Here is a 25,728-nt window from a genome sequence, read left to right on the forward strand (position 1 = left end):
TCCGCAGCTTCGAGAAAGACGGCCGGAACGTCCGGGAATGGTTTGCGGCCCGCAACCAGTTCGCCATAATGTTCGGCGAGCGCTTCGACGCTTGAGTATCTGAAACTGCATGGACCGGGCCAGATACACAAAGTTCAGGACACTCCCCCTCGATTGCTCCGTCGATGTTCCCGCCCGCTAGCTTGACGAAGTAGAAAAGCGGCAGCCATTGCCGTTGAACTTTAGCTGATATGCAGACATATTCGAGTGGGGCGCGGACTGCATCATGGCTCAGGTAGGCCCTCAGCACGGCGTCAGCGTCCAGCGCCCGCCCCTCAACGCGCTCGACGGCTTGCCCCTCAGGGTCCACGGCATGAACATCACCGACCAGCCTCAAAGCACGAGCGCCAGCGCGTTCCTCAAACTCTCCTTCACGAATGAAATCAAGTTGATCGGCCAAGGCACGGTCAATAACGATACGCTTTGATCCTGCGTCCATCTCTCCCTTTTCAGTGTCTACGATCAACGCCCGATCCGCTCCGATTTCGCTTAGGCGCGACGCGCTGGCCAGCAAGCTGTGCGTCGCCGCCCGGTCGCGTTCGCGCAGCATGGTCAGAAGATCACCGAATTTGATCTTTCCAGACTGACCCGGATAGCGGAACAGGATCGCCCCGTCTTCAAGCCCATTCGCATCGCGACAGACGATCACCGGCGGTGCTGGCCTACCATGTCCGGGCCAATGCCGCGCTGACATTCCCGTCGGCGATGCTGTGGTCAGGGATGATCTTCGCCGTCGCGGTCACGGTCGATTTTGTACAGACCCTGCTGTCGCTGAAGCACAACGACGGCACTGCGGCCGAGGAACTGATGATGCGCTCCTGCGAGCTGCTGCGGCTGTGCGGCGACGACGCGATCGTCGCGGCGAACCGCCCCGCCGCCCGGAATGCCTGCCTCAGCATCATCGAGGTTTATGTCCGCAGCCTGACCAACGCCGCCCGAGGCGAGATCGGCGTATCGCTGGCTCGCTACGTTCCCGGCCAGCCCGCAATGCTTCGGATAGACGAACGCAACGCCGGAAGCCTTCGGAAGATGGGCGTGACCTTTTCGGGCCGCTTCGTGATCGGCCACCATGCCTGCATGGCCGGGGACGATCCGCGCGCCGTCTATGACATCCGGGCCTTCGGCGCCGAGGCGTTCCGCAGTCCGACGGGATCGAAGACGCCCTATCGGTCCTTCTTCATCGTGCCGATCTGCACGGCCCGGCGGGACGGGCTGATTCCCCTGGGCTATCTGTCGATTGACAGCACCCGGCCATACGAGTTCTATGGGAACCGAGCAAACGTTCTGGCGGTTGAATGCGAAAGCATCATCGCGCGCCTGAAGAAGCTGATGCAGGAGGCCCATCCGTGACGGCACTTCCCAAGGCCCATCCTGGTCAGCCCGATGCCCCGTCACAGCCCGCAATCCCTGCGGCTGAGAACGCTGATGGACGAGGCGCGCATCATCCGCGAACGCGAGGAGCGCGGCGAGTTGAAGCCCGAGGCGGCCTTGGCGATGCTGAGCCAGTTGAAGAACCGGCATCGCACGATCTTCCAAAGGATGCTGGGGATTTGACCGCGAAGGCGGTCTGTGGTGACCCCGACAGGACTTGAACCTGTAACCTGCCCCTTAGGAGGGGGCTGCTCTATCCAGTTGAGCCACGGGGCCGCCTTTGGTCCTTTTGACCGCTGGCGGGCGGTTTGGCAAGGTTGTCGCGGGGTTCGGCGGACGCTAACATCGGGCAAAGACCTGATCCATCCGGTGCCCGATGAATGTTCCCCGACCCCGCCGTCCGCTGACCCTGCGCGACGTTTCCGAAGCCTCGGGCGTGTCGGAGATGACCGTCAGCCGGGTCCTGCGCAACCGGGGCGACGTGTCGGCGGCGACGCGGGAAAAGGTGCTGACGGCGGCGAAGACGCTGGGTTATGTCCCAAACAAGATCGCGGGCGGGCTGGCAAGCCAGCGGGTCAACCTGGTCGCGGTGGTGATCCCGTCGCTGTCGAACCTGGTCTTTCCCGACGTGCTGGGCGGGGTTTCCGCCGAACTGGACGACACCGGCCTGCAACCCGTGATCGGCGTCACAAACTATTCCCCCGCGCGAGAGGAGATGGTTTTGTACGACATGCTGTCCTGGCGTCCGTCCGGGGTGATCCTGGCGGGGCTGGAACACAGCAAGGCCTCGCGCGCGATGCTGGCCAATTCCGGCATCCCGGTGGTCGAGATCATGGATGTGGACGGAGAGGGGATCGACACCATCGTCGGCATTTCCCACCGCCGCGCGGGGCGCGAGATGGCGGCGCGGATCCTCGCCGCCGGATACCGCCGGATCGGCTTTGTCGGCACCCACATGCCCGAGGATCACCGCGCCCGCAAACGCCTTGCCGGGTTCGAGGAGGGCCTGGCCGAGACGGGCGTGCCGCTGGAGGCGCGCGAATATTACCAGGGCGGCTCGTCGCTGCTGAAAGGGCGCGAGTTGACCGAACGCATCCTGACCCGCGCGCCGCATCTGGATTTCCTGTATTTCTCGAACGACATGATCGGGGCCGGGGGGCTGCTGTATTGCCTGGACAAGGGCTATGACATCCCGAACCGGATCGGGCTGGCGGGGTTCAACGGCGTCGATCTGCTGGACGGGCTGCCGGTGCGGCTGGCCACCACGGACGCGCGACGCGTCGATATCGGCCGGCGGGCGGCGCGGCTGGTCGCAGGCAAGGATGCCATACCCGAGGATCGCATCGTCGCGCTGACGCCGACCTTCCTGCCGGGCGACACGATCCGGCATGGCTGACGCTTGTGCCAGCGATGCTTGTGATGGCGCAGGCGCATGATTAAGTCTGCCGCCATGCGTATTCCCTTTCTTGACCGTCTGACGAACAAAGGCCCCCGCGTGTCGGTGATCCGCCTGCACGGCGCCATCGGCATGGCGGGGCGCGGCGGCGCGCTGTCCGATACGGCGCTTGCCCCGGTGATCGAGCGCGCCTTCCGCAAGGGCAAGCCTGCGGCCGTGGCGCTGTCGATCAATTCGCCCGGCGGATCGCCGGTGCAATCCTCGCTGATCGCCGCGCGGATCCGGCGGCTGGCGGATGAGACCGGAACCCCCGTCCACGCCTTCGTCGAGGATGTGGCGGCCTCGGGCGGCTATTGGCTGGCCTGTGCGGGGGACCGGATCTGGGCTGACGAAAGCTCGATCCTGGGGTCGATCGGGGTGATCTCGGCCGGGTTCGGGTTCCAGGATCTGATCGCCCGCTGGGGGATCGAGCGGCGGGTGCATACGGCGGGCCGGTCGAAATCGACGCTGGACCCGTTCCGTCCCGAACGCCCCGAGGATGTGGAGCGCCTGCACAACGTGCTGGAGCCGATCCATCAGGCCTTCAAGGATCATGTGACGGCCCGCCGGGGGGACCGGCTGGCTGCGGACCGCGATCTGTTCACCGGCGAATTCTGGGCGGGGCGGCAGTCGGTCGCCCTGGGCCTTGCCGACGGCATCGGCCATCTGGTGCCGCAGATGAAGGCGCTTTACGGCGACAAGACCCGCTTCGTCGTCCACAGCCCCCGCCAGTCGCTGTTCCGCAGGCTGGGCCTGTCCGCAGGCACCGTCCTGGACGCCGCCCAGGAACGCGCCGCTTTCGCCCGCTTCGGTGCGGGGGGATGAGCGTCCGCGTCGTCATCCTGTTCCTGCTGGTGATGGTCGGTCTGGCGCTGCTGCGCGGCCCGGCCTTCGGCCGCGCCATCGCGCGCATTTTGGGAATCCCGCCCTCGCGCCGGGGCCCGCGCGGCTAGGCTGCGGCAGGTTGTCCCCGTCGGGGCAAGATTCGGCAAGCAAGGGCCTGAAACTGCGCAAGTTTCCTTTCTGAAACGCAGCGATATAAATTTTCACAATGAAAACAATCCCTTGAAAATCTGCCTAAAACATGGGCAAAGTCACGCTTTTGTAACGATTGCTGGATCGGACGGGTCTGCCTCACAGGACTCTCACAGAGTTATCCACAGCGGCGGTGGACAGCTTTGATCTTGTAATCGCGCCCCGGAACTTGCAGCCCGCGACGGGAATCACTTTGTTGACGGACATGACCCAAGGCACGCCCCCCAAGACCGGCCACGCGCTGATCCAGGACTATCTGCGCCAGCTGGACCGCAGCCCCGGCGTCTATCGGATGCTGGATGCGCAGGGCGGGGTGCTGTATGTCGGCAAGGCGCGCGACCTGCGCGCGCGGGTGTCGAACTATGCCCGGCCCTCGGGGCATTCGGCGCGGATCGCCCGGATGATCCGCGAAACCTGTTCGATGATGTTCCTGACCACGCGGACCGAGACCGAGGCGCTGCTGCTGGAACAGAACCTCATCAAGCAGCTGAAGCCGCGCTATAACGTGCTTTTGCGCGACGACAAGTCGTTTCCGAATATCCTGGTGGCCAAGTCCCATGCCTTTCCGCAGATCAAGAAGCATCGCGGCGCCAAGTCTGAAAAGGGCGATTATTACGGCCCCTTCGCCAGCGCGGGCGCGGTGAACCGGACGCTGACACAGTTGCAGCGGGTGTTCCTGCTGCGCAACTGCACGGACGCCACCTTCGAATCCCGCACCCGGCCCTGCCTGCTGTTCCAGATCAAGCGGTGCAGCGCGCCCTGCGTGGGCCGGATCAGCGAGGCGGACTATGGCGCGCTCGTGTCGGACGCGGAACGCTTCCTGCAAGGCAAGACCACCGTCATTCAGGCGAACCTGGCCCGCGACATGGCGGCGGCGGCGGAAAACATGGAATACGAACGTGCCGCCGCCCTGCGGGACCGGATCAAGGCGCTGACCGCCGTGCAATCGGTCCAGGCCATCAACCCCAAGCGCGTGGCCGAGGCCGATATCGTCGCCCTGCACATGGACAGCGGCCAGGCCTGCGTGCAGGTCTTCTTCATTCGCGGCAATCAAAGCTGGGGCAACCGCGACTTCTATCCCCGGCTGGGCGGCGTCGAATCCCCGGCCGAGGTGATGCAGGCCTTCCTGCTGCAATTCTACGACGACAAGCCGCCGCCTCGGATGATCCTGCTGTCGCATTCGCCCGACGAACCCGCCCTGACCCAGCAGGTTCTGTCCGAACGCGCCGCCCGCCGCATCGTCATCGGCGTGCCGCAACGGGGCGAGAAGTTCGAGCTTGTGGAGAACGCGCTGCGCAACGCCCGCGAAAGCCTGGCCCGCCGCATGTCCGAAAGCGCCACGCAGCTGCGCCTGCTGGACGGGGTCGGCGCGGCCTTCGACCTGCCCGCGCCCCCGCGCCGGATCGAGGTCTATGACAACAGCCACATCATGGGCACCAATGCCGTGGGCGGCATGATCGTGGCCGGCCCAGAGGGCTTCATCAAAAGCCAGTACCGCAAGTTCAACATCAAGGGCACCGAGATCACGCCGGGCGACGATTTCGGCATGATGAAAGAGGTTCTGTCCCGCCGCTTCACCCGCCTGCTGAAAGAGGATCCCGACCGTCAGACGGACGCCTGGCCCGACCTGCTGCTGATCGACGGCGGGGCAGGGCAGGTGTCGGCGGTCGATGGCATCCTGGCCGAACTGGGGGTCGAGGATATTCCCATCGTCGGCGTCGCCAAGGGCATCGACCGCGACCAGGGCAAAGAGGAATTCCACCGCCCCGGCCGCCCGCCCTTTGCGCTGCGCATGAACGACCCGGTGCTGTATTTCATCCAGCGCCTGCGCGACGAGGCGCATCGCTGGGCCATCGGCACCCACCGCGCCAAGCGCGCCAAGTCCGTGATGGCGAACCCCCTGGACGAGATCGCGGGCATCGGCGCGGCCCGCAAGCGCGCGCTGCTGGCCCATTTCGGCAGCGCCAAGGCCGTCAGCCGCGCCGGTCTGGCCGATTTGCAGGCGGTCGAGGGAATCTCGGCCGCGATGGCGCAGAAGGTCCACGACCATTTCAACGTTCGGGGCTGATGCCGCAGCGCGGAAACCGGCAAATAACCACCAAATTCCTGTAGAATGATTTCCTGAAGTTTGGTGCTGCCGTGGAACACCGGATCGGCGACATGGATCTGCCATGTTTTTTGCCAAGGCATAACAAGGCCTTGAAAACGTCCCTGTTATTCGCGCGATGCAGCGACGGGAAGGGCAGCTTGCCGCGCGGTAGGAAATTACCGCCGCGCTGACGCAAGGTCACGCTAAGGTTGTGACTTGCTCAACCCAAGGAGGCCCTCATGCCCCGCGTGCTAGAACACAGCATCGCCGACTCACGGACCCCTGCTTTCGATCTGCCGAAGTCCTTCGACACTGATGACTGGGACGAGTTCAAACCCCATCTGACCCGGCTGGAGGCCGTGGTCACGGACAACTACATCTCGGGCAGCGACCCGGTGATCTGCGTGCGCGACCAGGACGGCCGCAACTGGACGATCGAACTGGCCGGGCGCGCGCGCAATACCGAAATCGGCCTGACCGACAGCGCCGCGCTGCCGGGCGATCCGGTACAGGTCATCGGCCGCCGCACCCGCCGGTTCGGCGAACAGCGCATCAAGGCGGTCCACCTGACCATCGCCGACCGCCCGTTCGAGCTTTATCCCGGCGCCCTGGGCTGACAGGCGGAACCGGCCGGGGTGGCGCAATTCAGCGCGCTGCCCCTTCCAAAGCGCGGCGGCAACGACTAGCCTGCGGCTCATGCGCTGGACCGTCCCCAATATCCTGACCCTGCTTCGGCTGATCGCGGCACCTGCCGTGCCGCTGATGTTTCTGTATTTCAGCCGCCCCTTCGCGGATTGGGCGGCGCTGGCGCTGTTCCTGCTGGCCGCCGTGACCGACTGGTTCGACGGCTATCTGGCGCGAAGCTGGCAGCAGGAAAGCCGCTTCGGCGCGGCCATGGATCCCATCGCCGACAAGGCCATGGTGGTGATCGCCATCGTCGTCATCACCGGCTATTCGGGCATGAACCCCTGGCTGATCCTGCCCGCCACGCTGATCCTGTTCCGAGAGGTCTTCGTGTCCGGCCTGCGCGAATTCCTGGGCGCCAATGCGCGCCTGCTGAAGGTCACGAAGTTGGCCAAGTGGAAAACCACGACGCAGATGGTCGCGATCTCGGTCCTGTTCCTGGGGACCGGGCTGGCCTATGTCCAGCATGGCCGCCCGCCGCTGGTGGGGGAATCGCGGCTGCCGTGGTTCTCGTCCTCCTGGGCGGATCTGGCGACGCAGGTGGGGCTGCTGCTGATCTGGATCGCGGCGATCCTGACGGCTTGGACCGGCTGGGACTATTTCGTGAAGGCGCGCCCCTATCTGCGCGAGCCGGGCCATGACGCTTGACGTGCTGTATTTCGCCTGGCTGCGCGAACGCATCGGCCAGCCACGCGAACGGATCGACACCGACGCCGCCACCGTCCGCGAGTTGATCGCGGATCTCGCCGCCCGCGACGACTGGCATGCGGCGGCCTTTTCCGACCTGGCTGCCGTGCGCTGCGCCGTCGATCAGCAGTTGGCCACTCTGGACGCGCCCCTGGCCGGTGCCCTAGAGGTCGCCTTCTTCCCCCCAATGACCGGCGGCTGATCCCATGTCTGCCCGCGTCCAGACTGCCCCCTTCGACCTGGCCGCCGAACTGGCGGGCTTCGGCGCGGGCGCGGGGGCCGTCGTCACCTTCACAGGCATCGTGCGCGACGACACCGGCCAGATGGCCGCCCTGGAAATCGAGCATTACCCCGCCATGACCGAACGCGCGCTGTCGGATTACGGCGCGCAGGCCGCCGCCCGCTTCGGCCTGACCGATTGGCGCATCCTCCACCGCCACGGGCGGCTTGCGGTCGGAGAGCCGATCATGATGGTCGCCACCGCCGCCCGTCACCGCGCCGCCGCCTTCCAGGCCGCAGATTACCTGATGGACTGGCTGAAATCCCGCGCCCCCTTCTGGAAGCGCGAAATAGGCCATGACGGCGCCGCCCGCTGGGTCGAGGCGAAATCCAGCGACGAGGACGCCCTGTCGCGATGGCAGGCTTCTTCTTTGCCCAAATACCCATCCCCGGCTGCCGCCGATGATCCGGCCTGAATTGCGCGCCTGGACCGCACGCCAGTCCGAGGCCCTTGTGGCCGGCGCGGTCCTGCTGGCGGGCCTGTGGCTGGCCCTGCGCGGCGGCTGGTTCTTCGCGGCCCTGGGCGGGCTTGTCCTGCTGGTCGGCCTGTCCCTTCTGATCGGCGCCATCCGCAGGCTGCCCTTCCGCCGCCAGATCGCCGCGCCCGGCGTGGTCGAGGTGGACGAGGGCGCTATCCGCTATTACGGCGCCGCCGTTCTGGGAGGAGAGATCGCCCTGCGCGATCTGGTGGAGATCCGCCTGCTGCGGCTTAAGGGACGCGGTCACTGGCGGCTGCGCAGCGCCAGCGGCGAGGCGCTGCTGGTCCCCGTGGACGCGGCCGGGGCCGAGGCCCTGGCCCATGCCTTCACCGCCCTGCCGGGGCTGGACATGGGAACCGTCTCCGCTGCCTTGGCCCATGTGGCCGACCAGCCGGATGCCGTGCGCACCGTTTGGCGGAGGGCCGGTTGAGGCGGGTTGACTTGGACAACGCCGCGCGTCACCTGTGACCGGCAACGTCTCGAAAGGCCCCGCCTCATGTCGATACCACAACAGGGCGGAGGCCCGATCGAAAGCCGCGACCAGCTTGCCGCCTATATCGCCAGCGGCGAAAAGCCCCGCGACGCCTGGCGCATCGGCACCGAGCATGAAAAGTTCGGCTATGACAAGGCGAATCTGTTGCCCTTGCCCTATGAGGGCGCCTGTTCGATCCAGGCGATGCTGACGGGCCTTCAGGAACGCTTCGGCTGGACCCCGGTGATGGAACAGGACAAGCTGATCGGCCTGGAACGCGACGGCGCCAATATCAGCCTGGAGCCGGGCGGGCAGCTGGAACTGTCCGGAGCGCCCCTGGAAACCATCCACCAGACCTGTGACGAGGTGAACCAGCACCTGGCCGAAGTGAAGGAGGTCGCCGACCGCATCGGCGCGGGCTTCATCGGTCTGGGCGCGGCGCCGATCTGGTCCCAGGACCAGATGCCGATGATGCCCAAGGGGCGTTACAGGCTGATGACCGACTACATGGACCGGGTCGGCACGCTGGGCAAGCAGATGATGTACCGCACCTGCACCGTGCAGGTGAACCTGGATTTCGGCAGCGAAGCCGACATGGTGCAGAAGATGCGCGTGGCGCTGTCGCTGCAACCCGTCGCCAATGCGCTGTTTGCCAATTCGCCCTTCCTGGACGGCAAGCCGAACGGTTGGAAAAGCTGGCGCGCGCATATCTGGCAGAACCTGGACGCCGCACGGACCGGGATGCTGCCCTTCGTGTTCCAGGACGGGTTCGGCTATGACGCCTGGGTCGATTACGTCCTGAACGTGCCGATGTATTTCGTCTATCGGGATGGCAAGTATATCGACGCCCTGGGCCAGTCCTTCCGCGATTTCCTGGACGGTCGCCTGCCTGCCCTGCCGGGCGAGGTGCCGACCCTGTCGGACTGGGCCGACCACATGACCACCGTCTTCCCCGAAGCCCGCGTCAAGAAATACATCGAGATGCGCGGCGCCGACGGCGGTCCCTGGCGCCGCCTGTGCGCGCTGCCCGCGCTGTGGGTCGGGCTGATCTATGACCAGTCCGCGCTGGATGCCGCCTGGGATCTGGTCAAGGACTGGGACGACGGGACCCGCGAATCTTGGCGGCGCGAGGCCGGGATCCACGCGCTGGATGCGCAGGTGGGCGGCACCCGGATGCGGGATCTGGCCCGGCAGGTGCTAGAGATCGCCGAGCAGGGCCTGAAGAACCGCGCCCGCGCCGGGGCCGGCGGGATGGTCCCGGACGAGACGCATTTCCTCAACGCGCTGAAGGAAAGCGTGGACAGCGGCAAGGTTCTGGCCGACGAACTGCTGGAGAAATACCACGGCGAATGGGCGGGCGACCTGACCCCCATCTATCGCGAATATTCCTATTGACCGGGGCCGCCCCCGGTCTGAATTGCCGTCAGAACCGCCAGGTCAGGCCCAGCAGCGGCCCGGCCATGGTCGCATCCACCCGCGTGCCGCCGCTGCGGTAATCCACGTCCAGCCGCCGATAGCCGACCGACAGGAAGGCGTGGTCGGTCATCTGGTAATTCACCGTGGCGACGACCTGGGTGGTCTTTTCCGACCCCATGCCGGTGATGCCGTGGTCCAGATAGGCGATGGCCGACCAGCGGGGCGCCAGCCGGTAATTCGCCCGCAGCGCGATGATCGGATCGACGAAGTCCTTGTCGCCCGACCGGCTGATCAGCCCGCCCGCCACCGACACCTCGGCCTTGATCTTCCAGGCGCGCACACCGCCCAGCACGTCCAGCGCCAGCCCGCCGTCGTCGATGGCCCGCCAGCCCGCCGCCAGCGTCAGCGACCGCTGGGTCAATTCTCCCTCGGCCGGAAGGCCCGGCGGGATCAGCCCGTCCTTTGAACTGGCCGAATAGCTGAGATCGCCCAGCACCACGAAGCGGTCCTTGCGGGCATAGCCCGACAGGAAGAAGGCCGTGTCCAGATCCTCCAGCACCTCGGAAAAGCTCTTGTCGAAGGACAGGGTGGGCGCGCCGGTAAAGGGGGCGATATCGCCCCCCAGACCCGAGGCCCAGACATAGGGCGTGATCTGCGCGCGCCATTCGTCCGCCACGGCGGGCGTCGCGGCCAGCAGGGCCAGGGCTGCGATGACCCGGATCATATCGTATCCCCCGCAAGCTCGTTCTTGAAGACGCGGCCGCCCTTCAGGATCAGCCGCAGATTGGCGGTATCGGCCAGCCAGTCCAGGTTCGCCTCGGGATCGCCGTCGATCACCAGCAGGTCCGCCAGCGCATCCGGCGCGATCACCCCCAGCCGACCCTGATAGGGCGCGCGCGCGCCCGACAGGGCCAGCATCTCTCCGGCCGCGCCGGTGGCGCGGTGCAGCGCCGCAAGGGGCGACATATAGCGCGCCAGCTTCGCCAGTTGCCGCCCCTGGCTGTCCGCGCCGCTATACAGGATATCGGTCCCGAAGGCCCAGTTGACCTTGTGCTTGTCGGCCATCTCGAACGCGCGGACCGTGCCTTCGGCCACCGCCGTTTGCGCGGCGACGGCCTTGGGGTCGGTATACTGGTTCGCGTCCTCGTCTTGCAGGAAGGGCTGGATCGACCACCAGGTGCCGTTATCGGCCATCATCCGCACGGTATCCTCGTCGGCAAGCTGGCCGTGTTCGATGGATTTCACGCCCGCCTCGATGCAGCGGCGGATGCCGGGCGAGGTATAGACATGGGCGCAGACATAGGTGCCCCAATCGGCGGCGCAATCGACCGCCGCCTTCATCTCGTCCAGCCGGAACTGCAGCGATTCCAGCGGGTCGTATTGCGAGGCGACGCCGCCGCCCGCGCTGATCTTGATCTGGCTGGCGCCCTTCATCAACTGCTCGCGCGTGCGGCGCAGAACCTCGGGCACGCCGTCGGCCAGGGCGGTCATGCCTTGGCGCGTGGCGTAATCGGCCGGGTCCGAGGGCATGGCGGGCAGCGCGTTCGAAAAGCGGAAATCGCCATGCCCCGAGGTCTGCGACAGGATCGCGCCGGACGGGAAGATGCGCGGCCCGGTCACGACGCCCCGGTCGATCGCGGCTTGCAGGCCGAAGGCCGGCCCGCCCACGTCGCGCACCGTCGTGAAGCCGCGCATCAGGGCGTTCCCGGCCTCGCGTCCCGAGATCAGGTGGACCAGGCCGATATCCTGGGTCATCGCGGCGATCTGGCTGACGCCGCACAGGGTTGCGTGCCAATGCGTGTCGATCAAGCCGGGAATGACGGCACGCCCGCCGCAGTCGATCCGCTCGGCATCCTCGGGGCCTTGTCCGGCGGCGGGCAGGGCAGCGATCCGGCCGCCCTCGACCAGGATGTCGGTGCCCTCGCGCATCGACAGGGTGGTGCCGTCGAACAGCCGCAGGTTGGTCAGCAGCAGCGGACGGGCGGGCGTCTGGGCGCGGACCTGCTTCGGCGCCAGGCCGAAGCCCGCGAACATGCCGACCACGGCGGACATGCCGCCCAGCATCTGGCGGCGGGAAATGTCGGCCTCGATCCGGCGCATGGCCGCCAGTGTTTCAGGGGTGCCGCAATGGCAGAAATGCAGGGGGGCAAGGCCGCTGGCCGCCGAGACGCAGGATTGACACATGGAAGATCACCTTTGGAACGCCTGAGTTGATGTTTATCAAGAAAGGGCGTCTGGCAAGGGGACGTGTTGTCCCCGCGTCATGCTGGCCTTCGATTGCGGCGAAAATGGCGCAGCGGATCGACGAGGGCGGGATCGCTCGCCCCCGTCGGCTTTCAGGGTTCAGGCGGCCTTGCGGCGGCGGCGCAGCAGTGCCAGGCCGCCCAGGCTCGCCAGCATCAGCGGCGCGGCGGCAGGCAGCGGCACCGGCGCGGGCTGCTGGGCGTCGACGACCGTGCGACCGAAATCGGTATAGTCGGTGAAGAACCCGTCCAGGCCCCAGTCCAGCATCGGCTGGATCATCGCGAAGGCTTCCTCCTCGCTCAGCGGGCGGAAGGTATAGGCATGGACCTTCAGGCCCAGGTCATGGGCGGCCTTGATGAAGGCTTCGGTGATGCCGCCATAGCTGACGCCGACGCCGGTCGCGACCTCCGCCAGCTTCTCCAGGCTGTTGAAGCCGTCGCTGCCCGAGACGCCATAGACGCCGTCCTGCAGGCGGACCGATCCCAACTGGGCGACCTCGGCCTCCATGCCGCTGGTTTCCAGCAAGCTGGTCAGGTTGACGACCGATTCATAGGCGAAGGATTGCAGGATCACCTTGTCGGCGGCGGTGGTGAAGCCGTGGCTTTTCAGGCTGTCGATGATCTTCTGTTCCTTGACGGAATCGAAGGGCGATTTGGCCTCTGGATAGATCCCGACCGAAGTGCCGTTGGCGGTGTTGTAGTCCTTCAGATAGGTCAGCACCTCGTCCAGCGTCGGCACCTTGTAGGGGTCGCCCATGCTGGGCACGAAATCCTGATGGGGCGACTTGTCGCCCGACAGCGCGCCGGTCGGCTTGACGGTCAGCTGCTTGATCTCGGCCAGGGTGAAGTCCTTGACGCGATAGCCGCCGTTGCGCGGCGCGAACATCTCGGCGGCATTGGTGGTGCGGTTCAGCGTGGTGTCGTGCATCGCGACCAGATGGCCATCGCTGGTCATCTGCACGTCGGGCTCGATGTAATCGGCGCCCAGCTTGATCGCCAGTTCATAGCTGCCCAGCGTCTCCTCGGGCAGATAGCCGCTGGCGCCGCGATGGGCGACGACGATCGGCGCCTCGCCGGTCAGGGTGTTGTAGCTGGCGGCATGGGCCGCGGGGGCAAGGGCGGCAAATGCCGAAAAGGCCGCGATGGCGGCGAACCGTAGGGTCATGACAGGATCCCGATCTTTGATCATTACATCCGCGCGGCCGGATGGCGCGCGGTCCTGTCAATCTGTTCATAATGGTTAACGCTTCTGCGACAGTTCTGTTTTATTTCGATAAAAATTTACGGTTCGGGGCGGGCGATGCGGCGCACGACAATATGAAGGGCTGGCGTCTTGCGCGGCAGCCGCGCCGGTGGCAGGGCAGGGGCAAACCGGAAAGGGGCGGGCGATGAAGGCGGACGGGATGGTTTGGGTGCAGCGCGTTGTGGGCGCGGTTTTCGCGGTGGGCGTCTTGGCGCTGATCGGCGCCATCGTCACTCAGGTCGGCCAGGCCGAGGGCTGGCCGCCGCTGCCGATCTTTCTCGGCCTGCTGGGGATCGTGGTTCTGCTGCTGGTGTCGGCGGGATGCCTTGCGCTGATCTCGGTCGCGATTTCGGCCCGGCGCGGGGCCGAGGCGCTGCGTCGCATCGCCGGTCAGGGCCTGTCCGCGCCCGTCGCCGCACCGGCCCGCCCGTTCAGCCAGCCGCCGCTGCGCGAGGTTGCCAGCGAAGCGCAGCCGGAACCGGCACCCGCGCGGCCCGCCCGCCCGATGGGCCGGACGCTGGTGGCGGAACGCTAACCCTTCCTGCCGATCCGGGGTTCGGTTCCGTCCAGCAGGCGGGCGATGTTCGGGCGGTGGCGCAGAAAGATCAGCACCGCCATGAACAGGCTGACGGCGATCAGGTCGGCGCGGCCCAAGCCCCAAGCAAAGACCGGCGACAGCGCGGCGGCCAGCAGCGCCGACAGGCTGCTGATGCGGCTGACAAGGGCGGTCAGCAGCCAGATGGCGCAGGCGATCAGCCCCAGCGGCCAATGCAGCGCGATCAGCGTGCCCAGGAAGGTCGCGACTCCCTTGCCGCCCTTGAAGCCCAGCCAGACCGGGAAGCAATGGCCCAGGAAGGCCGCGCCCCCTGCCAGCATCGCCGCCATGTCGCCTCCGAAATGCCGGGCGATCAGCACGGCGATGGCGCCCTTGCCCGAATCCAGCAGCAGCGTCGCCAGCGCGGCGGGCTTGTTGCCGGTGCGCAGCACATTGGTCGCGCCGATATTGCCCGATCCGATCTTGCGCAGGTCGCCCAGGCCCAGGGCGCGGGCGATGACCAGCCCGAAGGGGATCGACCCTAGCAGATAGCCGAACACGGCCCAAAGCGCGATCATGGCTGTCCTCCGAACACGCAGCGGCCCGCGACCCAGGTGCCCAGCACCCGGCCCTCCATCCGGGCGCCGTCGAAGGGGGTGTTCTTGGATTTCGACAGCAGCGTGAAGCGGTCCAGCACGAAGGGCGCGTCGGGATCGAACAGCACCAGATCGGCGGGCGCCCCCGCTGACAGCCGCCCGCCCGGCAGGCCCAGCCGCTTCGCGGGGTTCAGCGACATCGCCCGCCACAGTTGCGGCAGCGACAGCCCGCCCTGGTGATACAGCCGCATCGCGGCGGGCAGCAGGGTCTGCAAGCCGACCGCGCCGGGGGCGGCGGCCTCGAAGGGCAAGCGCTTGGATTCCTCGTCCTGGGGCGTGTGGAAGCTGGCGATCACGTCGATCAGCCCGTCCGCCACGGCCTGCACCATGGCCAGCCGGTCGTCTTCCGATCGCAAAGGCGGCGTGAAGCGGAAGAAGGTGCGGTAATCGCCCACGTCGTATTCGTTCAGCGTCAGGTGGTGGATCGAGATCCCCGCCGTCACGTCCAGGCCCGCATCCCGCGCGCGGCGCAGGGCGGGCAGGGCGCGGGCCGTGGTGATCTGGTCGGCGTGCCAGCGGCAGCCGGTCATCGCCACAAGCGCCAGGTCGCGGTCCAGCCCGATCACCTCGGCCATGGGCGAGACGGCGGGGATGCCATAGATAGAGGCGAACTTGCCGCTGGTCGCCGCCGCCCCGCGCGACAGGCCCGCGTCCTGCGGATGGCCGACGATCAGCGCGCCGAGGCCCCGCGCATAGGTCATGCAGCGCGACAGAAGGCGGGTATCCGCGACCTGCCGCACGCCATCGGTAAAGGCCACCGCGCCCGCGTCGGTCAGGAATCCGATCTCGACCATCTCGCGCCCTTCGCGGGCCTTGGTCAGGGCGGCCATGTGGCGGATGTTGACGGGCGCATCGGCGGCGCGGCGGGTCACGAATTCCAGCGATTCCGGCGTGTCGATGGGCGGCAGCGTGTCGGGGCGGGCGACGATGGTGGTCACGCCCCCCGCCGCCGCCGCAAGGCCCGCGCTGCGGAAGGATTCCTTGTGCCGCTCGCCCGGCTCGCCGATCTTGACGCCCCAGTCGATGATCCCCGGCGCCAGGGCGCGGCCGTTGCAGTTGATGACCGTGGCGCCTTTGGGGGCGTCAAGGCCGATGCCCTCGATCACGCCGTCGCGGACCAGCAGGCTGCCGGGGGCGTCGGTCTGGGCCTCAGGGTCGATCAGGCAGGCGTTGGTGAACAGGGTTGCGCTCATACCATCACCCCCGCCGCTGCCCGTCCCCGCTCCGCCCGCAGGTTCCGCGCTAGCAGGTCCAGAGCGGCCATGCGGACGGCCACGCCCATCTCCACCTGATCCTGGATCACGCTGCGGTTGATGTCGTCGGCGATGGTGCCGTCGATCTCGACCCCCCGGTTCATCGGGCCGGGATGCATGACGATGGCGTCGGGCGCAGCGCAGGCCAGCTTTTCGGCGTCGAGGCCGAAGCGGTGGAAATATTCGCGTTCCGACGGGATGAAGCCGCCGTCCATGCGTTCCTTCTGAAGCCGCAGCATCATCACCACATCGGCGCCCTTCAGGCCTTGGCGCATGTCCTCGAACAACTCGACCCCCATCTCGCCCGCACCCGAGGGCATCAGCGTCGCCGGGCCGATCAGCCGCAGGCGATTTTCCATCTTGCCCAGCAGCAGCAGGTTCGACCGGGCCACCCGGCTGTTGGCGATGTCGCCGCAGATGGCGATGGTCAGGCGGTGCAGACGACCCTTGGCGCGGCGGATGGTCAGCGCGTCCAGCAGCGCCTGCGTCGGGTGTTCGTGCCGCCCGTCGCCCGCGTTGATCACCGCGCAGTTCACCTTTTCGGCCAGCAGGTTCACCGCGCCGCTGTTCGGATGGCGCACCACCAGCAGGTCGGGCTGCATCGCGTTCAGCGTCAACGCCGTATCGATCAGCGTCTCGCCCTTCTTCACCGAGGACTGCGCGACGTCCATGTTCATCACGTCCGCCCCAAGCCGCTTGCCCGCCAGCTCGAAGCTGGCCTGGGTGCGGGTCGAGTTCTCGAAGAACATGTTGATCTGGGTCATCCCCTCCAGCGCGTCGGAATGCTTGACAGTGCGGCGGTTGAGCGCGACGTAATCCTCGGCCAGATCCAGCAGCGTGACGATCTCGGGCGGGGCTAGGTGGTCGATGCCAAGCAGGTGGCGGGCGCGAAAGGTCATGGCGGGCCTTTTGGTCGGGGTCGCGTTTCTATCGCAGATGGCGGTAGGGGCGGCAAGCGGGCAGGGGGCTGCCTGCCCCCGCCGCGCGTTCCGCGCGACTCCCCCGGGGATATTTCGGCACAAGAGAGGGATCAGGCCTTCTGCTGCCTGCGGGCTGGCAGATCGGCCATGATGCGCTGCCGCGCCTGGGGCGAGAGCGTGGCCCAGGCGGCGATCTCGTCCAGGGTGCGCCAGCAGCCGGTGCAAAGCCCGGATGCGGGGTCGATCACGCAGACCTTGATGCAGGGGCTAAGGGTCATCGCGCCAGATAGCGCAGCCGGTCCAGCGCGCCTTGCAGGATATAGCCCGCCGCCACCTGGTCGATCACCTCGGCCCGGCGCTTGCGGGATGTGTCGGCCTCCAGCAGGGCGCGTTCGGCGGCGACGGTAGAGAGGCGTTCGTCCCAGAAGCCGATGGGCAGGGGGCTCAGCCGTTCCAGGTTGCGGGCGAAGGCGCGGGTCGATTGGGCGCGCGGACCTTCGCTGCCGTCCATGTTGCGCGGCAGGCCCAGGATCAGGCCCACCAGCCCGCGATCCCTGGCGACGGCCAGCAATTCGGCGGCGTCCAGGGTGAATTTCTGCCGCCGGATCACCGTCAGCGGAGAAGCGACCTGCCGCAGCCCGTCGCTGACCGCCACGCCGATGGTCTTGGTACCCAGGTCCAGCCCGGCGATGCCGCCGACCGGAGGCAGGCTGGCCGCGAAATCGGCGATCTCTGCATGGATCATTCGGCCAGTCCCGACTGGACGGCTGCTTGGCGCACGATCTCCAGCGCCTCGGGCTGGGCGGCGAAGCGGGTCTGCGCCTCGGTCCAGATGTCGCGCGCGTGGTCGGCGTTGCCGATCACCACCAGCGAGGAGATCAGCTGCGCCCATTCCTCGGGTGTGCCGCCCTGCTGGGCCAGCCGGGCTTCCAGTTGCGACACCATCCCGGCGATCATCTGCTGGCGATCCTCGGGCGACATGTCCTCGGCCGCGGCCATCGCCTCGGCATCGGGGCCGGGCAGGAGGGTGGGCGGGACGTAATCCGGCTGGCCTGCCAGCCAGGCCAGGTCGGCGATGGCGGCGCGGATCGGCGCGATCCAGGGGGCGTCCTCGGGGCCTTCCTCAAGCAGGCGGCGCCAGATCGGGAAGGCGCGGTCGGGGCGGTCGTTCTGCAATTGCAGCATCCCCAGCAGGTAACGACCCTGAGGATCGTGCGGATCGGCTTGCAGGGCGCGGGTCAGAACGGCCTCGGCCTCGGGGGTGATGACGCCGCCCGCGGCCTCGATCATCAGGGCCGACAGGCGCACCAGTTCGGCGGCCGTGACCTGATCGCCGCGCAGTTCCACCAGCCGCTGCTGCGCCTGGCGGGCGGCGGCGAAATTGCCCAGCCGGATCTCGTTCGTGGCCAGCAGCGCCAGGCCCTGCGGATCGTCGGGATTGCGGGCCACGGCCTCGCGGAGCTGGTCGATCAGAGAGGCGAAGTCTTCGGGCACGTCGGGCACGACGGGGGCGGGGGCCCTGGCCTCTGCCTCGGCCTGGCTGGGACGGTTTTCATAGACCCGCTGGGATTCGGCGATGCGCTGCATGATCGGCAGGTCGCCGCGCCCCGGCTGGCCCTCGCGCAGGTACAGAGCCACCGCCCCGGCGAACAGGACCGCCAGAATGGCCAGGGCCAGAAGCCCGCGCCCGCCCGCGCCGCCCGATGCGGCCTGGGACAGGCGGCGGTCGGCGTCCAGAACCTTGCGCCCGATCTCGGTCCGCAGGCGGGCGGCATCCTCGGGTGCGATCACGCCGCGTTCCAGGTCGCGCTCGACCTCTTGCAGCTGGTCGCGATAGACGCGCAGGTCGAAGGCCGCCGCAGGCTGCGCGACCTGACCGCGCCCTCGCAGCAGCGGGGCCATGATGGCCAGGCCCACGGCACCCGTCAGCGCGGCGCAAATGATCCAGAACATGCCACCCCCTTCATTCGGCCCCGTCTTTTAGGGCGCTTTGGTCCCGACGGAAAGCGTCAGCCTGTCGCATTCCGGTTCCGGGCGGCGCAACCGGCGGGTGCGGCGGATCGGCCACGGGTCCGCGCGCCGGGAATTCCGCGGGAACCGGAAGGGCCTGGCTCTCATTGTCCGGGTATCAAAAGATTGACCGAAAGGGAACAGAATGGCCGAGCCGAACAGCAATCGCATGTATATCATCATCGGTGCCATCGTCGTTGTGGTGGCGTTGTTGTTCTTCTTCATGTCGGGCAGCGACCCCGCCACGGATACCGCCCCGGATGCGGCGGTGACGACCCCGGCCGATCCCGCCGTCGACGGCGCCGTCGATGTCGAGCCTGCCGACACCGCCACCACGCCCGCCACGCCGGCGCCCGCCAACTGATCAGGTGGCCTCATGGGGCCTTTCGTTCCGGCCCGAATATCCCGCAGCGGTCCGGGGGACGTGAAGTCCCCCGGCCTGCGGCGTTCCGCAGGAACCGGCCCGTCCCCCTTGCGTTGATCCGCCGAATGCGGGACTGTGCGCCTGACCATGGCCCAACCCCTTACGAAAGGACAGAAAATGGCTTTCACGCTTCCCGATCTTCCCTATGCGCATGACGCACTGGCCGAAGGCGGCATGTCCAGGGAAACGCTGGAATACCACCACGACAAGCATCACAAGGCCTATGTCGACAAGCTGAACGAGCTGGTCGCGGGGACCGAATGGGAAGGCAAATCGCTGGAGGATATCGTCAAGGGTACCTACCAGAAGGGCGCCGTGGCGCAGAACGGCATCTTCAACAATGCCAGCCAGCATTGGAACCATGCGCAGTTCTGGGAATGGATGACCCCCAAGCCCGGCGCAATGCCCTCGGAACTGGAAAAGGCGATCACCGAATCCTTCGGCTCGGTCGACGATTTCAAGAAGAAGTTCACCGAGGCGGGCGTCGGCCAGTTCGGTTCGGGCTGGGCTTGGCTGGTCAAGAACGCCGACGGCAAGCTGGAAGTGACCAAGACCGAAAACGGCGTGAACCCGTTGGTCTCGGGCCAGACCGCGCTGCTGGGCGTCGATGTGTGGGAACACAGCTATTATATCGACTTCCGCAACGCGCGTCCGAAATACCTGGAAAACTTCCTCAACAACCTGGTGAACTGGGAAAACGTCGCCTCGCGGCTGTGATCCCGGTCCTGACGGACTGGAAGGCCCGGCATTGCGCCGGGCCTTTTTCGTTGCGCAAGGCGGCATTGGCTTTCCGACCCACGCCGGTATAAGACAGGCGCAAGAAAGCTGCGGAAGACGGGCATGGCCAACCAGAACGACAATTTCATCGACGAGGTTTTCGACGACCTGCGCCGCGAACGCCTGTTCCGGCTGTTCCGTCGCTGGGGCTGGGTCGCGGGGCTGGTGATCCTGGGCATCGTCGCGGGCGTGGTCTGGCGCGAATACAGCCAGGCGCGCGACCAGGCGCAGGCCCGCGCCTGGGGCGATGCGATCCTTGCGGCCGAGGCGTCGGGCGATCCGGCGGCGGTCATGCAGGTCGATCCGCAGGGCGCCGAATCCCGCCGCGTCCTTGCGGCGCTGATCGCGGCGTCGGAATGGTCCGAACGCGGCGGCCGAGATGCGGCGGCCGATGCGCTGCGCGATGTCGCGGGCAATGCGGCGGCGGGCACGGTCCTGCACGACCTGGCCGAACTGAAGCTGGTGATGCTGCAAGGGGACCGGATGGACCCCGCGCAGCGCGACGAGATCCTGTCGCGCCTGTCGCGCGCCGGCGCGCCTTTCGAGCTGCTGGCCCTGGAACAGAAGGCCGTCGCCCTGATCGGCGCGGGCCGGCCCGATGACGCGGTCAACCTGATCCGTCAGATCCAGGACAAGGACGGCCTGTCCGAGGCCTTGCGCCTGCGCCTGTCCGAGATGATGATCGCCCTGGGCGTCGAACCCGAACCGTCCGACAACATGCCCGCCGGCTGATTGCCTGGCCGATGAACGATACGAGGGAGAGGCGAGGAATGACCGCCACGCTGCGACTGACCCTGGCCCTGGCGGCCACGCTGGGCCTGGTGGCCTGCGGCGAACGCGAAACGATCCTGCCGGGGCAGCGGCTTGACCCGCTGGCCGTGACTTCGCCCGACGGTCCGGCGGTGGAAGGGCCGGCGCCCGTCGCCTCGACCGCGCTGCGGCTGGCGGCGCCGGTGACGAACGGCGAATGGACCCATCGCGCGGGCAATGCCGCCCATCAGCCGGGCCATCTGGCGGTGGGCGCGGGGACGAACCGCATCTGGACCGCGAATATCGGCCAGGGCAGCGAAAAGCGCCATCGCATCAGCGCCGATCCGGTGGTCGGAGGCGGGCTGGTCTTTACCCTGGACAGCCGCACCCGCGTGACGGCGACCACCACCGGCGGCGCCACCGCCTGGACCAGCGACATCGCCCCGGCCCTGGAAACGCGCGACAGCGTGTCGGGCGGCGGCCTGGCCTACGAAGGCGGGCGCGTCTATGCCACCAGCGGCTTTGGCGAACTGGTTGCCCTGGACGCGGCCTCGGGGCGGGTGTTGTGGCGGCAGCGCGTCGATGCGCCGATCGGCGGCGGACCGGCGGTGCAGAACGGCGTGGTCTATGTCCTGGGCCGCAACGACATCGGCTGGGCGGTGCGCGCCACGGACGGCAAGGTGCTGTGGCAGACGGCGGGGACGCCCTCGACCGCCGGGGTGATGGGGGTGTCGGTCCCGGCGGTGCAGGGCGATACGGTGATCTTTCCGTTCGCTTCGGGGCAGTTGCTGGCCGCCGACCGGGAAACCGGCGCGACCTTGTGGACGGCGCAGATCGGCGGGACGCGCATCGGCCGGGCCATCGCCAATATCCGCGACATGACCGGCGATCCGGTGATCGCGGGCAACATGGTTTATGGCGGCACCTCGTCGGGGCGCATCAACGCCGTGGAACTGGACAGCGGCATCCAGGCCTGGTCGGCGCGCGATGGCGCCAACAGCCCGGTCGTCGTGGCGGGCGGGTCGGTCTTCGCCGTGAATGACGAGGCCGAACTGATCCGTCTGGACGCCGCCACGGGCGGGGTGATCTGGCGCGTCCCGATGCCCTATTACACCACGCAGAAGATCAAGCGGCAGGACCGCATCCATGCCCATTTCGGCCCGGTCCTGGCGGGCGGGCGGCTGTTCGTCGTGTCCTCGGACGGGGTGATGCGGGTCTTCGATCCGAATTCCGGCAGCCTTGTCGGCCAGGCGCAAATCCCCGGCGGTGCCGCCGCCGCCCCCGCCGTTGCGGGCCAGACGATCTATGTCGTCTCGCGCAGCGGCCAGTTGCACGCATTCCGATGACCTTCACGCTCGCCATCGTCGGCCGTCCCAATGTCGGCAAATCGACCCTGTTCAACCGCCTGGTCGGCAAGAAGCTGGCCCTGGTCGACGACCAGCCCGGCGTGACCCGCGACCTGCGCGAGGGCGCGGGGCGGCTGGGCGACCTGCGTTTCGTCGTGATCGACAGCGCCGGCCTGGAAATGGCCGAGGATGACAGCCTGCAAGGCCGGATGCGCCGCCTGACCGAACGCGCCGTGGACGAGGCCGACATCTGCCTGTTCGTGGTCGATGCCCGCGCGGGGGTGACGGCGGCGGACGAATATTTCGCCGACATCCTGCGCAAGCGCGCGCGCCACGTCATCGTCGCCGCCAACAAGGCCGAGGGCCGCGCGGGCGAAGCGGGCGCGATGGAGGCCTGGGGCCTGGGCTTGGGCGAACCGCTGCGCATTTCGGCCGAGCATGGCGAGGGCATGGACGACCTGTATCGCGCCCTGGTCCCCCTGGCCGACCGGATCGAGGCCGAACGCCCCGCCCCCGTGGCGGCTGAAACCGACATCGACCTGACCGAGGAAGACGCCGAGTCCGGCGAGGGCGCCGAGGATTGGCGCCCATCCGCCGCGCGTCCGCTGCAACTGGCGGTGATCGGGCGGCCCAATGCGGGCAAGTCCACCCTCATCAACAAGATCATCGGCGAGGACCGGCTGCTGACCGGACCCGAGGCGGGGATCACCCGCGATTCGATCAGCGTCGCGACCGAGTTCATGGGCACGCCCATGCGGATTTTCGATACCGCCGGGATGCGCAAGCGCGCCAAGGTCACCGACAAGGTCGAAAAGCTGTCCGTGGCCGACGGGTTGCGCGCCGTGCGCTTTGCCGAGGTGGTGGTGGTCCTGCTGGACGTGGCGATCCCGTTCGAACAGCAGGATCTGCGCATCGCCGATTTCGCGGAAACCGAGGGCCGCGCGGTCGTCGTCGCCGCGAACAAGTGGGATCTGGAGGACGACAAGCCCCAGAAGCTGAACGAACTGCGCGCCAATTTCGAAAAGCTGCTGCCGCAGTTGAAGGGCGCGCCGCTGGTCACGGTCTCGGCCCGCACGGGCAAGGGGCTGGACCGGCTGCATTCCGCGATCCTGAAGGCGCACGAGGTCTGGAACCGCCGCATCTCCACCGCGCGGCTGAACCAGTGGCTGGCCGCGATGACCGAAAGCCACCCGCCCCCCGCGCCGGGCGGGCGCCGGATCCGGCTGCGTTACATGACGCAGGTCAAGACCCGGCCCCCGGCCTTCGTGGTCAAGGCCACCCATACCGACAAGCTGCCCGACAGCTATCAGCGCTATCTGGTGAACGGGTTGCGGACCGATTTCGACATGCCGGGCACGCCGATCCGGCTGTTCTTCCGCGACCAGGGGGGCGACAACCCCTTCAAGGAAAAAGCCAACAAGATCAGCCAGTCGGGTGCGCTGTCCAAGCACAAGAACCGGCAGAAGCCCAAGGGAACCTAGGTCGCGGCGCGGACCAGCACGACGCCCATGCCGGATATGCCGATGATCGCGGCCAGCGCGACGCCGGGGCTGCTGCCCATGGTCGAGATGGCCACCGCGCAGAAGGCCCAGATCATCGCCAGCGAAAAGCCCAGGCTGCCGTCCAGCCGTTCCTGGGCGATCATGCCGATCACCGCACCGGGCAGGATCGCCAGGATCGCGGTCTGCGGCGTGGTCAGCGACAGGGGCGCGCCGATCAGCGTGGCAAGGGTGGCGGTCCCCAGGGCAAGGCTCCATCCCGCCAGGAAGGCCGGGGCGGGGCGGCGTTGGCCGCGCGCGCGGATCGCCCCGCTCAGCGCGGCGGTCAGCATCAGCAGCGCCCCCAGCGTCGCCAGCGGCTTGTGCAGCCCGACCAGCCAGGGCCAGACCGCCCCCACGGCCAGGGCCAGGGTCAGCGGATGCCAGGCGGGGCGTGTGCCATGGTCGGCAGGGTCCAGGAATTCCCCCACCCCGTCCAGCAGCAGCAGCGCCCACAGCGTGATCAGCAGCGCCCACATCAGCGGGTTTTGCGGCTGGATGTAAAGCTGCGGCAGGCTGGCGAGGGGCTTGGCGATCCCATGCGCGAACAGATCGAGGCCGGGCGCGTTCAGCAGGCTGGGCGCGGCGATCTGGATGGCCGGACGGCCCAGCGTCGCCAGCGAGATCCCGCTGGCGACGAATATCGTCACCGACCCCAGATACAGAATGTCCGCCGCGCGCGCCATGATCGCCAACGCGGCAATCGGCGCCGCAGTTGCCGACCACCGGCGCGATCACGGCGCTTTTGTCAGGCCAGCCTGCCGTCCGCCCCCAGACGCGTTGCCCCGCCCAGATAGGGGTGCAGCGCGGCGGGCAGCACCACCGATCCGTCCGCCTGCTGGCCGTTTTCCAGCACCGCGATCAGCGTGCGGCCCACCGCCAGGCCCGATCCGTTCAGCGTATGGACGAATTCCGGCTTGCCGGTCTTGTCGGACCTGTATCGCGCGTTCATCCGCCGCGCCTGGAAGTCGCCGCAGTAACTGACGCTGCTGATTTCCCGATACTTGTCCTGGCCGGGCAGCCAGACTTCCAGGTCATGGGTGATCCGCGCCCCGAAGCCCATGTCGCCCGTGCACAGCACGATGGTGCGATAGGGCAGTTCCAGCGCCTCCAGCACGGCTTCGGCGCAGCGGGTCATGCGGTCGTGTTCCGCGACGCCCGTGTCGGCATCGGTGATCGAGACCATCTCGACCTTCTCAAACTGATGCTGGCGCAGCATGCCGGTGGTGTCGCGGCCCGCGCTGCCGGCTTCGGACCGGAAGCACTGGGAATGCGCGACCATGCGGCGGGGCAGGCTGGCATGGTCCACCAGATCGCCGTTGACAGTATTGGTCAGCGTGACTTCCGAGGTGGGGATTAGCCAATAGCCTTCGCGGGTCAGATAGCTGTCCTCGCCGAATTTCGGCAGCTGCCCGGTGCCGACCATCATGTTTTCCAGCACCAGGACCGGGGTCCAGGTTTCCTGAAGATCGTGTTTGGTCACATGCAGGTCCAGCATGAACTGCGCCAAGGCCCGGTGGATACGGGCGACGCCGCCCTTCAGCACGACGAAGCGGCTGCCCGACAGCTTTGCCGCCGTCTCGAAATCCATGCCGGGACGAACGCCCGCGATCTCGAAATGCTCGACAGGGGCGAAGTCGAAGTTGCGCGGATTGCCCCAGCGGCGCAGTTCCACATTGTCGGATTCGTCGCGGCCCTCGGGAACGCCGTCCAGCGGCAGGTTCGGGATCTCCATCAGCAGGTCGCGCAACCGGCCGTCCAGCAGCGAGGCCTCGGCCTGCAACTTGGTCACGTCGGATTTCTTTTCCGCGACCAGGGCGCGGAGGCGTTCGAACTCGGCATCGTCGCCGCGCGCCTTGGCTGCGCCCACATCCTTGCTGGCGCGGTTCTGGTCGGCCTGGGCTGTTTCGGCCGCGACGATCCGGGCGCGGCGGTCGGCGTCCAGCGACAGGATGCGGTCGGACATCGGCTGAAGCCCACGGCGCGACAGGGCGGCGTCGAAGGCTGCGGGATTGTCCCGGATGGCACGGATGTCATGCATGATCGT

30 protein-coding genes and 1 tRNA gene are annotated in these 25,728 nt (G+C 67.5%); 18 read left to right on the forward strand and 13 right to left on the reverse strand.

Translation table 11 applies throughout. The features are described 5' to 3' along the window. Positions 1-688 (reverse strand): hypothetical protein (locus ACTJI6_RS16330; RefSeq protein ID WP_440802224.1); only part of this gene is annotated, 688 nt, incomplete at its 3' end. Positions 689-693: 5 nt separating this feature from the next. On the opposite strand from ACTJI6_RS16330, the gene ACTJI6_RS16335 reads away from it, so the two are divergent. Then, a complete protein-coding gene (locus ACTJI6_RS16335; RefSeq protein ID WP_440802121.1) occupies positions 694-1,389 on the forward strand; it encodes a hypothetical protein in 696 nt (231 codons plus the stop codon). A gap of 33 nt (positions 1,390-1,422) precedes the next feature. After that, positions 1,423-1,593: a hypothetical protein gene (locus ACTJI6_RS16340; RefSeq protein WP_440802122.1), complete on the forward strand. Its 171-nt coding sequence runs from the start codon at positions 1,423-1,425 to the stop codon at positions 1,591-1,593. Between the two features lie 16 nt (positions 1,594-1,609). Here ACTJI6_RS16340 and ACTJI6_RS16345 read toward each other — a convergent pair. Further along, positions 1,610-1,686: transfer RNA gene (locus ACTJI6_RS16345), tRNA-Arg, on the reverse strand. 100 nt (positions 1,687-1,786) lie between these two features. On the opposite strand from ACTJI6_RS16345, the gene ACTJI6_RS16350 reads away from it, so the two are divergent. The 10 genes from ACTJI6_RS16350 (at position 1,787) to ACTJI6_RS16395 (ending at position 9,965) form a co-directional block, all read left to right on the forward strand. Beyond that, positions 1,787-2,806, forward strand: a complete 1,020-nt coding sequence (locus tag ACTJI6_RS16350; RefSeq protein WP_440802124.1) for a LacI family DNA-binding transcriptional regulator — start codon at positions 1,787-1,789, stop codon at positions 2,804-2,806. A gap of 36 nt (positions 2,807-2,842) precedes the next feature. Further along, positions 2,843-3,670, forward strand: a complete 828-nt coding sequence (locus ACTJI6_RS16355; protein WP_440802126.1) for a S49 family peptidase — start codon at positions 2,843-2,845, stop codon at positions 3,668-3,670. Beyond that, complete coding sequence (locus tag ACTJI6_RS16360) at positions 3,667-3,798, forward strand: hypothetical protein (protein ID WP_440802128.1); 132 nt, start codon at positions 3,667-3,669, stop codon at positions 3,796-3,798. Before ACTJI6_RS16355 ends, ACTJI6_RS16360 begins: the two co-directional genes overlap by 4 nt. A gap of 287 nt (positions 3,799-4,085) precedes the next feature. Beyond that, positions 4,086-5,948, forward strand: a complete 1,863-nt coding sequence (gene uvrC / locus ACTJI6_RS16365; RefSeq protein WP_440802220.1) for an excinuclease ABC subunit UvrC — start codon at positions 4,086-4,088, stop codon at positions 5,946-5,948. 260 nt (positions 5,949-6,208) lie between these two features. Next, a complete protein-coding gene (locus ACTJI6_RS16370) occupies positions 6,209-6,586 on the forward strand; it encodes a hypothetical protein (protein ID WP_126152937.1) in 378 nt (125 codons plus the stop codon). Positions 6,587-6,665: 79 nt separating this feature from the next. Then, the gene (gene pgsA, locus ACTJI6_RS16375) at positions 6,666-7,301 is read left to right on the forward strand and encodes a CDP-diacylglycerol--glycerol-3-phosphate 3-phosphatidyltransferase (RefSeq protein ID WP_440802131.1); all 636 of its coding nucleotides are present in this window, start codon (positions 6,666-6,668) and stop codon (positions 7,299-7,301) included. Next, on the forward strand, positions 7,291-7,542 hold the full coding sequence (gene moaD, locus ACTJI6_RS16380) for a molybdopterin converting factor subunit 1 (RefSeq protein ID WP_440802132.1): 252 nt from the start codon (positions 7,291-7,293) through the stop codon (positions 7,540-7,542). Before pgsA ends, moaD begins: the two co-directional genes overlap by 11 nt. Before the next feature lie 4 nt (positions 7,543-7,546). Beyond that, complete coding sequence (locus tag ACTJI6_RS16385; RefSeq protein ID WP_440802133.1) at positions 7,547-8,035, forward strand: molybdenum cofactor biosynthesis protein MoaE; 489 nt, start codon at positions 7,547-7,549, stop codon at positions 8,033-8,035. Next, positions 8,022-8,528, forward strand: coding sequence for a hypothetical protein (locus tag ACTJI6_RS16390; RefSeq protein WP_126152933.1), 507 nt, complete (start codon positions 8,022-8,024; stop codon positions 8,526-8,528). The genes ACTJI6_RS16385 and ACTJI6_RS16390 overlap by 14 nt, the downstream gene beginning before the upstream one ends. A 66-nt stretch (positions 8,529-8,594) precedes the next feature. Beyond that, a complete protein-coding gene (locus ACTJI6_RS16395; RefSeq protein WP_440802134.1) occupies positions 8,595-9,965 on the forward strand; it encodes a glutamate--cysteine ligase in 1,371 nt (456 codons plus the stop codon). A gap of 28 nt (positions 9,966-9,993) precedes the next feature. Here the strand turns inward: ACTJI6_RS16395 and ACTJI6_RS16400 are convergent, their stop codons facing one another. The 3 genes from ACTJI6_RS16400 to ACTJI6_RS16410 all read right to left on the reverse strand — a co-directional run bounded on the left by ACTJI6_RS16400 (position 9,994) and on the right by ACTJI6_RS16410 (position 13,394). Continuing rightward, positions 9,994-10,710 carry a hypothetical protein gene (locus ACTJI6_RS16400; RefSeq protein WP_440802136.1) on the reverse strand — a complete coding sequence of 239 codons (717 nt, stop codon included), beginning with the start codon at positions 10,708-10,710 and terminating at the stop codon, positions 9,994-9,996. After that, the gene (locus ACTJI6_RS16405; RefSeq protein WP_440802138.1) at positions 10,707-12,170 is read right to left on the reverse strand and encodes an amidohydrolase family protein; all 1,464 of its coding nucleotides are present in this window, start codon (positions 12,168-12,170) and stop codon (positions 10,707-10,709) included. The genes ACTJI6_RS16400 and ACTJI6_RS16405 overlap by 4 nt, the downstream gene beginning before the upstream one ends. 159 nt (positions 12,171-12,329) lie before the next feature. Continuing rightward, positions 12,330-13,394, reverse strand: coding sequence for a glycerophosphodiester phosphodiesterase family protein (locus tag ACTJI6_RS16410; RefSeq protein WP_440802140.1), 1,065 nt, complete (start codon positions 13,392-13,394; stop codon positions 12,330-12,332). 223 nt (positions 13,395-13,617) lie between these two features. Between ACTJI6_RS16410 and ACTJI6_RS16415 the strand changes: the two genes are divergently transcribed. Beyond that, complete coding sequence (locus tag ACTJI6_RS16415; protein WP_440802143.1) at positions 13,618-14,007, forward strand: hypothetical protein; 390 nt, start codon at positions 13,618-13,620, stop codon at positions 14,005-14,007. Here the strand turns inward: ACTJI6_RS16415 and plsY are convergent. The 6 genes from plsY to ccmI form a co-directional block, all read right to left on the reverse strand. Beyond that, positions 14,004-14,585 (reverse strand): glycerol-3-phosphate 1-O-acyltransferase PlsY, encoded by a 582-nt coding sequence (gene plsY / locus ACTJI6_RS16420; protein WP_440802144.1) that lies wholly within the window; start codon positions 14,583-14,585, stop codon positions 14,004-14,006. The genes ACTJI6_RS16415 and plsY overlap by 4 nt on opposite strands. Next, positions 14,582-15,856 carry a dihydroorotase gene (gene pyrC / locus ACTJI6_RS16425; RefSeq protein ID WP_440802146.1) on the reverse strand — a complete coding sequence of 425 codons (1,275 nt, stop codon included), beginning with the start codon at positions 15,854-15,856 and terminating at the stop codon, positions 14,582-14,584. Before pyrC ends, plsY begins: the two co-directional genes overlap by 4 nt. Further along, positions 15,853-16,815 carry an aspartate carbamoyltransferase catalytic subunit gene (locus tag ACTJI6_RS16430; RefSeq protein ID WP_440802148.1) on the reverse strand — a complete coding sequence of 321 codons (963 nt, stop codon included), beginning with the start codon at positions 16,813-16,815 and terminating at the stop codon, positions 15,853-15,855. The genes pyrC and ACTJI6_RS16430 overlap by 4 nt, the downstream gene beginning before the upstream one ends. Before the next feature lie 131 nt (positions 16,816-16,946). Continuing rightward, on the reverse strand, positions 16,947-17,114 hold the full coding sequence (locus tag ACTJI6_RS16435) for a DUF1289 domain-containing protein (protein WP_440802150.1): 168 nt from the start codon (positions 17,112-17,114) through the stop codon (positions 16,947-16,949). Beyond that, entirely contained in the window at positions 17,111-17,581 is a 471-nt protein-coding gene (ruvX, locus tag ACTJI6_RS16440; protein WP_440802151.1) for a Holliday junction resolvase RuvX, read from the reverse strand. The genes ACTJI6_RS16435 and ruvX overlap by 4 nt, the downstream gene beginning before the upstream one ends. After that, positions 17,578-18,789 (reverse strand): c-type cytochrome biogenesis protein CcmI, encoded by a 1,212-nt coding sequence (ccmI, locus tag ACTJI6_RS16445; protein WP_440802152.1) that lies wholly within the window; start codon positions 18,787-18,789, stop codon positions 17,578-17,580. The genes ruvX and ccmI overlap by 4 nt, the downstream gene beginning before the upstream one ends. A 202-nt stretch (positions 18,790-18,991) precedes the next feature. Between ccmI and ACTJI6_RS16450 the strand changes: the two genes are divergently transcribed. From ACTJI6_RS16450 to der, 5 genes are all read left to right on the forward strand, one after another. Beyond that, positions 18,992-19,210 carry a hypothetical protein gene (locus ACTJI6_RS16450; protein ID WP_126152920.1) on the forward strand — a complete coding sequence of 73 codons (219 nt, stop codon included), beginning with the start codon at positions 18,992-18,994 and terminating at the stop codon, positions 19,208-19,210. Between the two features lie 177 nt (positions 19,211-19,387). Continuing rightward, positions 19,388-19,987 (forward strand): superoxide dismutase, encoded by a 600-nt coding sequence (locus tag ACTJI6_RS16455; protein ID WP_440802154.1) that lies wholly within the window; start codon positions 19,388-19,390, stop codon positions 19,985-19,987. A gap of 123 nt (positions 19,988-20,110) precedes the next feature. Then, the gene (locus ACTJI6_RS16460; RefSeq protein WP_126152918.1) at positions 20,111-20,779 is read left to right on the forward strand and encodes a tetratricopeptide repeat protein; all 669 of its coding nucleotides are present in this window, start codon (positions 20,111-20,113) and stop codon (positions 20,777-20,779) included. A 38-nt stretch (positions 20,780-20,817) separates the two neighbouring features. Next, positions 20,818-22,143 (forward strand): outer membrane protein assembly factor BamB family protein, encoded by a 1,326-nt coding sequence (locus ACTJI6_RS16465; RefSeq protein WP_440802157.1) that lies wholly within the window; start codon positions 20,818-20,820, stop codon positions 22,141-22,143. After that, positions 22,140-23,624: a ribosome biogenesis GTPase Der gene (der, locus tag ACTJI6_RS16470; RefSeq protein WP_440802158.1), complete on the forward strand. Its 1,485-nt coding sequence runs from the start codon at positions 22,140-22,142 to the stop codon at positions 23,622-23,624. The genes ACTJI6_RS16465 and der overlap by 4 nt, the downstream gene beginning before the upstream one ends. Here der and ACTJI6_RS16475 read toward each other — a convergent pair. Both ACTJI6_RS16475 and serS read right to left on the reverse strand, forming a co-directional pair. Beyond that, on the reverse strand, positions 23,621-24,376 hold the full coding sequence (locus ACTJI6_RS16475) for a hypothetical protein (protein ID WP_440802160.1): 756 nt from the start codon (positions 24,374-24,376) through the stop codon (positions 23,621-23,623). The two genes, der and ACTJI6_RS16475, sit on opposite strands and share 4 nt — an antisense overlap. Before the next feature lie 53 nt (positions 24,377-24,429). Then, positions 24,430-25,722 carry a serine--tRNA ligase gene (serS, locus tag ACTJI6_RS16480; RefSeq protein ID WP_440802162.1) on the reverse strand — a complete coding sequence of 431 codons (1,293 nt, stop codon included), beginning with the start codon at positions 25,720-25,722 and terminating at the stop codon, positions 24,430-24,432. Between the last annotated feature and the right edge of the window lie 6 nt (positions 25,723-25,728).

This window comes from Paracoccus sp. 22332, assembly GCF_052045125.1.
GTDB lineage: Bacteria > Pseudomonadota > Alphaproteobacteria > Rhodobacterales > Rhodobacteraceae > Paracoccus > Paracoccus haematequi_A.